The following is a 12,184-nucleotide window of genomic DNA, read 5'->3' on the forward strand; positions in this document are numbered from 1 at the left end:
CCCGGGGAAGCCTTGCTCACCACTCCTTGCCGACGGTTTGCAGGAGTTCCGGACCACGCCTGCGCAGCCGGTCCGCCGCGATCCGGCCCCACCACCAGGCGAGCACCGCACCGGTGACGACGCCGACGGGCACGCCCGCCCAGCGCAGCACTGGCAGGTCCGTCACCACTCCGGCCACTTCGACGAAGACCACCGGCAACGCCGAAACGAGCAGCAGCATCATGATGCCGAAGATCAGCAACGTCCGCGAGCAGCCGGGCCTGCCGCCAGACGAGAGCGGATTGTTGCTGCGGCGCGGATCGGGCAGCGGATAGGCGACGAACACCGACTGCAGCACCAGCACGCCCGAACCCGCGCCGAGCGTGACCGGTACCAGCCCGAACACCCACGAGTAGGCGTACTGCGCCGACATCACCCCCGGCATGACGGCGGCGAGCACCAGCCCGAGCGGGCCGACGATCAACGCCCAGGCCAGTTGCCTGCCGCGGACGTCGGCGTGTTCGGCGCCGGGGACGACGAGCGTGTGCCATAGCGCGCTGCCGTCGAACCCGTACAGGTTGCCCACCTGGACGCAGCCGAAGAACACGACGTACACCGAGATGAACGGCACGAGCGTCGCGCCGTCGCCGGAGAACAGCGGCACGGCGGTGAGGGCGACGCCGATGATCAGCGTCGAGAACAGTGCCACGCGCCGCCGGGTGTCCCGCCACCACGTCCGAAGTTCCTTACGTGCCACCGCGCCGACCGGGGTGTCGGGCAGCAGCGAGCGCCGCTTCGGTCCGAACGCCTTGGCTTTGCCGCCACGGGACGAGCCGCGTGACGGCGCGCCGGTGGTGCGTTTCGCCAGCAGGCCTCCCCAAGCCACGATGAGCGCCGCGAGCAGCACCACCATTCCGGCGAGCAGCAGCAGGACGATGTCCCAGTCGCCGTCGGCGGCCCGCCGCACCGCGACCGCGCCCCAGCCGGACGGCAGGATCCGCACTACGGAGACGAACCCGTCGGCCTGCCCGGCGATGATCGCCGGGCCGAGGTTGTTCAGCACGTAGCTCAGTCCGATACCGGAGAACCCGGTCAGCGCGACCAGGACGATGCCGAGTTCCTTGCCCTTCCTGGACGTCAGCAGCGCCCCCAGCGCGGCCGTCACCACCCGGTAGAAGAGTACGACAAGCGCCAGTTGCAGCACCGCGAACACCAAGCCGGCGAGCGCCGGCCCCGCGCCGAAGGACTGTCCATAGAGGACCAGACCGAGGAACGCCACCAGGCTGACGAGTGCCGGGACACCGACGAAACTGGCGGCCAGCAGCCCGAGCGCCAGTTTCCGCCTGCCGATCGGGAGCAGCGCGAAATGCTCGGGGCGCAGCGTTTCGTCCCCGCCGCCGGTCGCGACGGGTGCGAGCACCCAGCCGACCAGCCATCCGGCGTACAGGGCAGCCAGTAGGTCGGCGGTGGTCGACGGATCGTCGAACCGCGCCAAGCCGGTCAACATCGAGCCCAGCGCCAAGAGCAGGCCGAACAGGGCGCCGAAGATCATCCCCGCCACCCGGGTGCCGCGCAGCGAATTGCCCAGCACCCGCAGTTTCATTCGGACGAGGACGCCAACCATGACAGTCCTTCCGCGCCGCCGGTGCGGCCACCCACGAGGTGCACGAACGCGTCTTCCAGGCTGCCGCCGCCGCGTACGTCGTCGACCGACCCGGTGGCCACGACCCGGCCCTTCGTGATCACCGCGACATGGCTGCAGAGTTGCTCGACCAGCGCCATCACGTGACTGGAGAGCACCACGGCACCGCCCGAAGCGACGAACCTTTGCAGGATCGTGCGGATGGTCGACGCCGACACCGGGTCGACGGCCTCGAACGGTTCGTCGAGCACCAGCAGTTTCGGCGCGTGCAGCAATGCCATCGCCAGGCCGATCTTCTTGCGCATCCCGGCCGAGTAGTCGATCACCAGCGTGCGTTCGGCGTCGAGAAGTTCAAGCACACCAAGGAGTTCGTGCCCACGTTCGGCCACGGTCACCCGGTCAAGGCCGCGCAGCAGGCCCATGTAGGTCAGCAGTTCGCGCCCGGTCAGCCGCTCGGGGATCGACAGCCCGTCGGGCAGCACCCCGACCATCGCCTTGGCTTCTTCGGGCCGTGCCCAGACGTCGACGCCGAAGATCCGCGCGCCGCCGCCGTCCGGTCGCAGCAGGCCGACAGCCATCGACAGCGCTGTCGTCTTGCCGGCACCGTTCGGCCCGACGAGGCCGAAGAACGACCCCGGCGGCACCTCCAGGTTGACGTCGTCGACAGCCTTGGTCGTGCCGAACTGCTTGCGCAGCCGGTAAAGCTCCAGCGCCGGTTCGCTCACGGAGCACCCCCATTTCCCTTGGGGGCAGGTTACCGGCGGCAGCTCACGGGCAGATGATTTTCGGCTGCGGGTTGTACTTGACCGTGCGGGTGTCGCGCCGGATCTCCCGGCCAGTGGCCGCGTCCTTCAGCACCCGGGTGTCCGAGGTCGTGAAGCCCTGCGCGCCATTGCCGGCGTGGCAGTTCTCCGCCGGGCCGGGCTTGGGCTGCGGCTCGGAGAAGTTGTGCTTCTCCCCGGGGATCGACTCGACCTTGTACCGCTTGGTGCCCCACAGTTTCACCGTCAGCGAGGACGGCGTCCAGATCGCCTGGATCGCGACACCGGTCTCGCTGTCGTTGGTGAACTTCAGGTCGATCACGCTGCCACCGCTGTGGTTCTGGAACACCGTCGCCTCGCGCGCGGCGGGGTAGCGGCTGATGTAGTAGCTGTGCTCCTTGTGCCCCGCGTCCTTCATGCCCGCGAAGTACGACGCGTTGTACAGCGTGGTCGCGAACTGCGAGATCCCGCCGCCGACCTCGCGGCCGGGGGCGCCGTCCGAGATCACGCCCGCCTCGACATACCCCTGCGGGGTGCCGCGCGGACCGGTGAACCCGTTGAGGCTGAAGGTCTCGCCGGGCTTGACGATGGCGCCGCTGACCTTCTGCGCCACGACCTTGATGTTGGTGCCGGAGTCCGCGGCGAAGCCACCGGTGGTGAACTCGCCGATGACCTCCTTGACGCCGAGCTGGGTGGCCTGCTCGGTGGTCACCTTCGCGGGCTTCTTCGCGTACTCGGCCTTCAGTTCGCGGTTGTCGGCGCGCTTGAGGACGTCGAGCATCGGCTTGACGGTCGGCTCCCAGTTGACGGCGAGCCCCTCCTCGGACGGGGTGACCGTCGGCTGCCCGGCGTCGAAGACGACCTGGGCCTCCTTGCCTTCCTTTTCGGTCGACTTCAGCTGCGGGCCCGCGGCTTCGGCGACCTTGCCCTGGTCGACCTTCGCGTTCAGTGTGCCGCCGTCGGCCGCCTCGAAGACCAGCGTGCCGGCGATCGCCTCCGGGGTGAGCTTCGCGTCCTTGCCCTCGCCCTTGATCACGAGCGGGCCGGCCACGGCCGGCTTCGCGACCTGCTCGAGCGTCGCGTGCACGGCTTCGGGCGACACCTTCACCGGTACGACGGCGACGGGGAGTTCGATGACCCCGCCGGACGCCCAGTTCTTCAGTAATTCTTGCGTCGCGGCACCGCCGTCGAGCTTCTGGCCGGTCAGGGGCTCCACCGCGACCGGGGTGGCCTTGTCGAACCGGATGGTGCCCTCCTGGGGCTCCCGGTCGACCTTGGCACGCAGCGTTTCGACGGCCGCGGTCAGCTTCCCGTCGTCGCCGTGGGTGATGACACCGACCTCGCGGGTCGAGAAGAACGAACCGATCCGGGTGAAGGGGTTGAGCGGCTGGCTGCCCGCCTGATCGAGCGTGCCGGGCCAGTCCAGGGTCAGCCCGGCGATGTTCGTCGGCACCGTTCCGACGAAGTCACCCGCCTTGACCTGCACCGGGTTCGTCAGCCGCTGCTCGAGCTTGCCCCGCAGTTCCTGCTCCGCGGCGTCGCGGCCCATACCGCCGACGTCGACGCCGGCCACCGTCACGCCACGGGGGACACTGCCCTGGCTGATGAGCAGGTCGATGCCGTAGAGCGCGACCAGCGCGCCCAGTACGGAACCGGCGATGATCGCGCCTTTGCGCAGGCCAGGGCGTTGCCATGGCGATTTGGGCGAGGTTGTGGGAGGCTGGGCCGCCTCGTCGGCCATGGGCCTGACGATGGGCAGGATGTCGGTCTGCTCCGAGTGGGATTCGGGCCAACGGGGATCCTGAGACACGCTTTACCCTCTGTATTCATATCGCGGCCTCCGTCAGAAGGCGCGCCCCTCAAAAGACCATGTGGTCGGCCGTGGCGCGACATTTGGGCGACTCCTGCGGCCAGCTTAACTACACCCCGGACAAGCCCGACGATTCGCCCGTTTGGGCGATATGTCAATTACTCACCGTGCATCTGGCTCGGGATTTAGCCCCTTCCGGGCGAGAAAGTCGAAGTCACAGCCTTGGTCGGCTTGGGTGATGTGTTCCGCGTACAACGCGCCATAGCCCCGCTCGAAATGCGGTGCCGGCGGTGTCCAGCGCTCCCGCCGGCGTCTCAATTCGGCATCACCGACTTCGAGTCGCAGGACCCGGCCCGGCACGTCGAGGGTGATGAGATCACCGTCTCGGACAAGAGCGAGCGGCCCGCCGACAAAGGATTCCGGCGCCACGTGCAGCACACACGCGCCGTAGCTGGTGCCGCTCATCCGGGCGTCGGAGATCCGCACCATGTCCCGGACTCCCTTGGCCAGCAGGCGATCCGGGATCGGCAGCATGCCGTATTCGGGCATGCCCGGCCCGCCGAGCGGTCCCGACCCGCGCAGTACCAGCACCGAGTCCTCGGTGATCTCCAGCGCCGGGTCGTTGATCCGCTTCTTGAGGTCGCGGTAGTCGTCGAACACCACGGCCGGGCCGGTGTGCCGGAGGAGATGCGGCTCGGCGGCGATGTGCTTGATCACCGCACCCGACGGCGCCAGGTTGCCGCGAAGGACGGCGACACCGCCTTCGTCGGCCAGCGGCTTCTCGCGCGGCCGGATGACGTCGTCGTTGTGCACCCGCGCGTCGGCGAGGTTCGCTTCGAGCGTGCGCCCGGTGACGGTGGGGCGATCGGTGTGCAGCAGGTCTTTGAGCCGCGAAAGCAGGCCGGGCAGGCCGCCCGCGTAGTAGAAGTCCTCCTTCTGATGGCTGGTGGCTCTGACCAGCGGGTGAACGGTGGTGCAAGCTGCTGACCTGCTCGTTTGTGCTGGTTGGGTCCGGTTGTGCCCGGACGGATCTTGACGTCTGACGGCCTGGTGACGGCCTAGCGGGGATCTTGGAGAGCTCGACGCGGGTCCAGAGTGTGAGCTGGTTGGGTCCTGCTGGCAGCTTGCGCATGGCGGCCTCCTGGTCGGGTGTCCTGCTCTGGTCCGTCGTCCTCGCCCCTGCCGCCCCTAGCGCTGAGACGCCCGTGTCAAGGCATCTTTCCCGCCTTGATGCGGGTGGCTCAGCGTTAGACGATTGGCTGCGAGGAGACCCCTGGTGACCCGCGTTGCGTTCGCTGTCGCGGTTCCGCTGGATCGTGTAGACAGTGCTTGCCCCTCGACGCCGCTACCTCCCCCTCGGTGGCGTCGAGGGGCTTCTTGCTGTGTGGGGCTCGGTGCGTCGTGCTGGGGGCGTTGCGGAGTTGGTTCGATATGGAGCGTGGTGGCGATGCTGGCGGTGCGCGTGCGGTGCCGCTGGTTCGGGCGGGCCTGCCCGGCGGTGCGCCTGCCGGAGCGGAGCGGGAGGCCGGCGTGCCGCCTAGGGCAGGTTCGACGTACGGGTGGTGACGTGCGCGCCGCCAGCGGCGGCGCCTTGATCCCATAGAGCCAAATTCGGCAACAACACACAAAGCACGTTGGTGCCTGGTGCCGGGTACTGCTGGAATCCCCGGCCGATCGGTAAGCTGGTGCGTGCCGGATCGAGTGGGAAGGTGAGACCGTGTCAGAGCATTTGGCAGTCATCACAACAACGGACAGCGCTGAGGCCGCAGGGGAACTAGGGGGCAGCATCGTGGCAGCCAAGTTGGCTGCGTGCGTGCAGATCGTAGGGCCAATTCGAAGTCTGTACCAATGGGACGGTGTCGTTCAGGATGACCAAGAGTGGCAATGCTGGATAAAGACCACTACTGATCGACTCGACGAACTTACGGAGCACATCAAGAAGAATCACTCTTACGACGTGCCGGAGGTCGTCGCGCTGCCGATTGTCGGCGGCAGTAGCGAATATCTTTCCTGGATAACCGCCGAAACCCGAAAGGAATAGCCTCAGACTCTGCGGACCCGAAGACTTCCGATTATTCGGTCGCGAAGTTCAGTGGCCGATCCACTATGCTGCACCGCTGGAAGAGTGGACGCAAGAGTCAATAATTTGTTCTTGGCAACGGTGGTTCCAGTTCGCGCTGTGAGCTCGACAGCGTCAACCGCTAGCACGTTAGCACGGTCAAAGTTTCGATCTTGAGCTGCCGCAGTGGTCAATTCGGCGAGGACGACCGCCCGCTGCTTACTTTCGGTCGGCGAAAGTGAGGCGAGCAACGAATCGGCTGCTGCGGCTGTGTCCTCGTGATGAAGCTTGGTATAGGTCGAAACCGTCATAGCGCCAAGTCGACTGGCGGAGAAGAACGCGGTCCAAGGTCGTTCCGTCCGTGGGCGTGCAACCTCGAAAGAGACAAATGAGCGCTCAAGTGCGCGCAATGCGTTGGTATCATCGCCGAGTCGTGCCAATTCCTCAGCTTCGCGTGCAGCAATCCATGATCGCGTTGCCGGAGCGGATGCCGTCGACACGTAATCCTGAGCTTGCTGTAGTAGCTTTATTGCGGGTCGAACATCATTTTGGGCAGAAGCAAGATAGCTCCAGTAGCCGAGCGCGCAAGCAGTAAGCGAGCCGTCGCCCGCATCTTTGGCAATTCGTAGCGCCGACCGGTAGGCATTGGCTGCTTTATCGAAATTCCCTAGGTCGAATTGCACCCAACCGGCAAGGGCATCCGTTTCGCCCACCGATACTGCTAGCCTATTTCGCAGTGTTTCAACGCGCGCATTCTTGGCCAATGAAACTAGGGTTTCACGGTGTCGACTAAGTAACTCCACGAGTTGGCGAGCGGGAGCCATTCCTTCGGTGTAAAAGAAGTCCAGGGTCCGATCTTCCATTAGCTGGACAGTTGCTTCATCGACCGGCCGATCCCCGACGAGCGAAGAGGCAAGGCGCTGCCATGGCGCACCGGCAAGAATCCCGCCTGCCACAACAGCTGAAACTCCAGCTGCGACCTTTACAAAATCGCGGCGATGAAGGTTCTTCCCATCCGGACTAGTTGATGCGTGGGCGTCTTGCGCGTCTGCGGAAATGACTTCATTGGCTGACGCTTCACTCTTTTCATTGGCGAGTGATGCCGCGAGATTGAACCACAGAAACCGAGCAGGGATCTTCAGGGCTTCCGCCCATTGCTGCATCTTCACAAGATCGGTAACAGGAGTGATCATGCGCTCAATCCTGCTCACCTGACTCTGAGTAATGCCGAGCCAGGCAGCCATTTCGGCCTGCTTGATTTCAGGCTCGTGAGCTTTGCGGTAGGCCCTTACTAGGTGACCAAAATTATGCTCGCGTAGTGCGGCCTGCAAGGAATCTTGCATCCAAAAATCTTCGGGCCGCTCCGGTGCACGGTGCACGTCGCTAGATGGCTGCGTGCTGGCATCGTTAGTCATCCGAAATCCCCTGACTGCATAGCGTATGTATCCAGTGTAGCTCGCCAGAACGGCTCTGACCAGTCCATATGTATGACGTGCATATGCACTGGTGGGTGCCGGTGGTCGTATGCGCACTGCTGATTGGGAATCGCAGCGACTTGCAGGAATGTAGGTGTCGGCAGGTCGACCCGAGAAGACCGGAGGGAGTGATGACAGGTGACAAAACAGCCAGGCGGAAGCCGAGCGATGGCCCGCCTGCGGACGAGTCAGACACTGAGGGCGCTGAGCGATACCTGTGGGCGTATCGGGACGGGACAAGGGTTGTCCTTTCGATACCGGGAATACGGGATTTGACGTTCACTGAGTCTGAAGCACGATCCATTGGACAAATGCTGATTGATGCCGCCGAGGATGAGCGGACAACAAAACGCAAGACTGACCTAGCAGAAGAAACACTCAACGAAAAAGGTAACAAAAATGGCGATTAACAGGGATCACAGGTTTCGCGTCGAGTTCGACGAAGCTTTTCCTCAGGGTTTGGTGATGGTGGGCGAGGTGTCGCCGGATAACGAGTATCAGTCGCGGGAGGACAAGGCTGCGGGGCGACCGGTACGTCAACGAGTCGATGAGGTCACGGGTAAGCGGCAGTGGGTGTGCACGGTGACCGATCCGGATGAGATCAAGGCTAAGCGGGCGTCGTTCGAAATCACGCTCACCGCTGATGTTCAGCCGGTTCCGACGACGTCGGAGGTGCTGCCAGGTATGCGGCCGATCGAACTGGAGGGCCTGACCGCGCAGCCCAAGGTGGCGGGGCAAGGCGAGTTCAAGTACCAGTCCTACGCGTTTCGGGCGGAGGGTTTCAAAGCTGTGGCCAGTGGTGCTGCTCGTTCGTCCGGTTCGAAGGTCAGTTCAGGTGCTGCTGACCAGTCCTCTAAAGCTGCGTGACGTGCGGCCGGGTTGACTTGGTAACGCTGTCATGGAAACCAAGAAAGCAGTTCGAGATTGGGAGACCGCGTATCGACGCTATCTGGCGGCGTCTGATCTGGTCGCAAGCGTACGGGACGCAAATCCTGCCGCATTAAGGGAAATGGCGGATGCGTCTCACGCGGTCGCGGTCGCATGGCGGCGTATCACGGTAGGCGGGGATCTGCCGTGGTGGTCACTGGCGGCGGCGCTATCGGCTGCTGAGGCGTTTGAACAGCAATCGCAGGACTGGCAGCGACGGGTAGAAGGAAATGATACTCAACGAGAATTGGCAACCGGGGCCGGACGCGGTGGCGGGGATGGTGGAGCTTGGTTCGGAGATTGGCCTGGTGGTGTACGGGGACCCCAACAGCCTGGCCCTGACGCCTCCTACGGACCCGGCGGCGTGGACCCGGTTCGTACTGTTCCTTCGCCAACTGAGCGACGCCGCTGAGGAATTGGCAAAACGGATGGAAGATCGAATGAAGGATGGTAAGTGATGTCGGGGAAACGTGCGGGACTTGCGCGCGCCCGTAGAGCGGCCGGATACACGCAAGAAAGCTTCGCCGAGGCCATGCACGTTTCCCCGTCCACCGTAGGAAACTGGGAACGGGGCAGGGCTGAACCGCACGCATATAGGCGTCCCCGGCTTGGGCGCATGCTCGGATTGCGCATGAACGAGCTGGAAGCTTTGCTGAAAGAAGGCTTGTCATCGGTGGCTGACAGCGTTGGCGTCGCCGAGTTCGGTTCGGTGGCTGTGGTGGTGGTGATGCCATCGCATCCGCAGTGGGGTTCGTGGGTCGATTTTCTTCGGCAACGCGAATCAAGCCCTGAGCACTCGACGGCGGCGCTGGAACAGCTTCTCTTGGAGAAAGGGGTGACGACGTGAGGCGGACGCTGGATTGGGCGCATGACGAGATGTCCAAGCGACGTCCAGCGCCGGGCGCGGGTCTGTCAGAGATTCGGACGTATCACCTGGAGAACGTGGCACGGTACGAAGCCGTGGGGTCGGAGTACTGGGCAGCGCGTGAGCGGCGGTACGTGTCGCAGGTTGAGGAACGGATGAACGTTCCGAAAGCAGAAATCTAGCGGCCACACATAGGCCGTTCATAAGGAAATAATACCAATAAAAACACGCGGCTCGTGTGGCGCTTTCGCGCGCCCTTTTTCTAATGATTTAGAGCAAAAGCACAGAACCGGCTCCCTGGCTACCAACCTTTTCGCCGGTTCTGTGCTCCTCACCTGTGGAGCAGTGAGATGACAACCATAAATGACAGCAATCGATCCGCACTAGTGGGGCGGACAAACGTCACCCGAATGACTTGTGAGAGTGCTCGGTGTGGCACCTGTAAACGTTTTGCGTCGCTGGCACCTGGCGATCGAGAATGCGCTTCGTGCGCTGGTCGCCTGCCGCTGGTGATCCCGGCACGGACGCGGGGTGACCAGTGATGAACATGTCACCTACTTTTCTCATCCTGGCCGTGGGCGCGCTCGGGGTCGGCGTGTACGTGCTGCATAAGATCGGCCGCGCGCTGGCGTCCATAGTGGAGGCGTTGGCCGCTCTCGCCGTGGTGTTCGTCGCGCTGTGGTGGGTCTGCAAGGGCCTCGCGTGGGCGGTGCGGCAAGTCGTAACCCGTTGGCGCACAAGCCTTACCATCGTCGCCGTCGTAGCGTGGTGTGCTGTCCTCGGCTGGTTGTCGCTGGCAGTCACGCTGGCTTCGGTGTCGTTAGTGCTGGGCGTGTGGTGGTGGCGCTCGCGAGTCACCTTCGATCACTGGTGCGGCCGGGTCCTGCGGTCGGTGTGGGCTCGCTGGGCGGTCTACGGGCGCAAACTCCCGAAGTGGCTGCATGCCTGCGGGCTGAGCGTCGCCGATGGCGCGTTGCCGGTCACAGTCACGGTGAACCTGTTCGGTCGTCGTTCCGTCGCGCGCTCGACTGGCGGCGATTCCTCGGGAGTGGAAATCCCGAAACTCCTCGGTGTGCGCTCTGGCCCATCGTGGGATGAGGTCCGGGTCCAGCTGGTGGCGGGACAGAAGCCGGAGGACTTCGACGAAGCGGCACGGGCGTTGGCGTCGGCGCGGAAGGTTTCTCGTTGTCAGATAAGGGAACTGTCGCCGAACGTCGTATCGATCGACTACCAGCGTCGTGACCTACTGTCCAAAGTGGTGTCGTCCTTGCCGGTTCCCGATATTGCTTCGGTCGACGGGACGGGCGTGGATCTGCGTCACGTGTGGGCGGGGTGTACCGAGTACGGGCAGGACTGGCGGCTTCCCCTCGTCGGGTCCGGCGCTCACGCGCTGATCGCCGGTGCATCGGGCGCGGGCAAGAACTCCGTGTTGTGGTGCCCGCTGGTGTCGGCGGCCTCCGCGATCCGTTCCGGGGTCATTCGGATGTCTGGTATCGACCCGAAGGGCATGGAACTTGCCTACGGCCGGGGGATCTTCGCCCGCTACGGCGTGTCCGGCAAGGAAGCGCTCGATGTCCTTGACGGGCTGGTGGCGGAGATGGAATCGCGGAAGAAGACCTTCGCCGGTCGTGTCCGGACCCTGCCGGTGAGCACCGAGTACCCGTTGGAGTTGCTGGAGTTCGACGAGATCGGCGCGCTGACCCGCTACACCGACCGCAAGACCCGCGAAGCGATCGTGGAGCGGGTGGCGCTGCTGACCACCCAGGGCCGGGCGTTGGGGATCACGGTGCGCGGGTATGTGCAGGAACCGACGAAGGAAACGGTTCCGGTGCGGGAACTGTTCTCCCGCCGCATCTGTGTGCGGGTCACCTCGCGGACGCAGGTGGGGATGGCGCTGGGTGATGGCGCGTTCGAGCGGGGTGCGTGGGCGAACCGGATCGGGGATTCCGAAGCCGGTGTCGGCTATGCCTGGGGTGAGGGCATCCGGGAGCCGTTGCGGATCCGGGCGGGCTGGGTCGCCGACGAGACGGTCAAAAAGCTGGAGGACTACGTCACCAACGGCGGTGTCCGGGTGGTCGACCTGGCGGCACGTCGCGGCGAGGAGGAGGGGGTGGCGGCGTGAATCCGCTGATGACGTTCCTGGACTCGATCCGGGATCACCTGGACTTGTATGACCTGCCGCCGTCGGCTGCGGTGGACGTCACCACGGGCTACAAGCCGGTGACAGTCATGTTGGAAGCCATGGACTTGCCCGTGGTCGCCAGTGGATTGCTCGCGTGGGCGGACACCCTGGACCAGGTGGCCGCGTCGTTGTGGCGGGTCGCCGACCGGCCCTCGGTGCATCTGTCCATCACCGGTCGCATGGCCTCTGGTGTCCCGGTGCGCGTATGGAGCGCTGTGGCGTTCTCCGAACAGATTTTCCCGGACCTTCCCGTGGGATCGCGACAGGAAATGCCCATCTTCGTACTGCGTGGCTGGGCCGATCTCGGGGAGGTGGCGGCGTGAGTAGTCCGGAGATCGCGACGCGCGCCGGCCGAATGAGGCAGGCCCTCGCCACTGACGTCGTCAAGGCGACGGCGGAGAAGTACGGGGTGTGTCCGGCCGTTCACGATGGAGGTCGGTGACCGGGACACCGGGGAACTGCGGTACGTCCCGGTGCCGTGCGG

At 64.7% G+C, this 12,184-nt stretch carries 10 protein-coding genes and 1 pseudogene; 6 read left to right on the forward strand and 5 right to left on the reverse strand.

Features of this window, described 5'->3' with window-relative positions:
- Positions 1–16 precede the first annotated feature (16 nt).
- The 4 genes and pseudogenes from VGP60_RS16580 to VGP60_RS16595 all read right to left on the reverse strand — a co-directional run.
- The gene (locus tag VGP60_RS16580) at positions 17–1,603 is read right to left on the reverse strand and encodes a hypothetical protein (protein ID WP_327548900.1); all 1,587 of its coding nucleotides are present in this window, start codon (positions 1,601–1,603) and stop codon (positions 17–19) included.
- Positions 1,579–2,346, reverse strand: a complete 768-nt coding sequence (locus VGP60_RS16585) for an ABC transporter ATP-binding protein (RefSeq protein ID WP_327548901.1) — start codon at positions 2,344–2,346, stop codon at positions 1,579–1,581. The genes VGP60_RS16580 and VGP60_RS16585 overlap by 25 nt, the downstream gene beginning before the upstream one ends.
- Positions 2,347–2,389: 43 nt before the next feature.
- Entirely contained in the window at positions 2,390–4,192 is a 1,803-nt protein-coding gene (locus VGP60_RS16590) for a VanW family protein (protein ID WP_327548902.1), read from the reverse strand.
- A gap of 162 nt (positions 4,193–4,354) precedes the next feature.
- Positions 4,355–5,143: pseudogene (locus VGP60_RS16595) on the reverse strand (dihydroxy-acid dehydratase); the annotation flags it as partial.
- 766 nt (positions 5,144–5,909) lie between these two features.
- Here VGP60_RS16595 and cutA point away from each other — a divergent pair.
- Complete coding sequence (gene cutA, locus VGP60_RS16600) at positions 5,910–6,233, forward strand: divalent-cation tolerance protein CutA (protein ID WP_327548903.1); 324 nt, start codon at positions 5,910–5,912, stop codon at positions 6,231–6,233.
- Positions 6,234–6,235: 2 nt separating this feature from the next.
- Here the strand turns inward: cutA and VGP60_RS16605 are convergent, their stop codons facing one another.
- Complete coding sequence (locus tag VGP60_RS16605) at positions 6,236–7,666, reverse strand: helix-turn-helix transcriptional regulator (RefSeq protein ID WP_327548904.1); 1,431 nt, start codon at positions 7,664–7,666, stop codon at positions 6,236–6,238.
- A gap of 459 nt (positions 7,667–8,125) precedes the next feature.
- Here VGP60_RS16605 and VGP60_RS16610 point away from each other — a divergent pair, with 459 nt between their 5' ends.
- The 5 genes from VGP60_RS16610 to VGP60_RS16630 all read left to right on the forward strand — a co-directional run bounded on the left by VGP60_RS16610 (position 8,126) and on the right by VGP60_RS16630 (position 12,023).
- The gene (locus VGP60_RS16610; protein ID WP_327548905.1) at positions 8,126–8,593 is read left to right on the forward strand and encodes a hypothetical protein; all 468 of its coding nucleotides are present in this window, start codon (positions 8,126–8,128) and stop codon (positions 8,591–8,593) included.
- A 290-nt stretch (positions 8,594–8,883) separates the two neighbouring features.
- Positions 8,884–9,111 (forward strand): hypothetical protein, encoded by a 228-nt coding sequence (locus VGP60_RS16615; protein WP_327548906.1) that lies wholly within the window; start codon positions 8,884–8,886, stop codon positions 9,109–9,111.
- A complete protein-coding gene (locus VGP60_RS16620) occupies positions 9,111–9,500 on the forward strand; it encodes a helix-turn-helix transcriptional regulator (RefSeq protein WP_327548907.1) in 390 nt (129 codons plus the stop codon). The genes VGP60_RS16615 and VGP60_RS16620 overlap by 1 nt, the downstream gene beginning before the upstream one ends.
- Before the next feature lie 565 nt (positions 9,501–10,065).
- On the forward strand, positions 10,066–11,640 hold the full coding sequence (locus VGP60_RS16625) for an FtsK/SpoIIIE domain-containing protein (RefSeq protein WP_414640362.1): 1,575 nt from the start codon (positions 10,066–10,068) through the stop codon (positions 11,638–11,640).
- Complete coding sequence (locus tag VGP60_RS16630; protein ID WP_327548909.1) at positions 11,637–12,023, forward strand: hypothetical protein; 387 nt, start codon at positions 11,637–11,639, stop codon at positions 12,021–12,023. The genes VGP60_RS16625 and VGP60_RS16630 overlap by 4 nt, the downstream gene beginning before the upstream one ends.
- The last annotated feature ends 161 nt before the right edge of the window (positions 12,024–12,184 follow it).

Origin of the sequence: Amycolatopsis sp., from assembly GCF_036008905.1 — a bacterium.
Lineage (GTDB): Bacteria > Actinomycetota > Actinomycetes > Mycobacteriales > Pseudonocardiaceae > Amycolatopsis.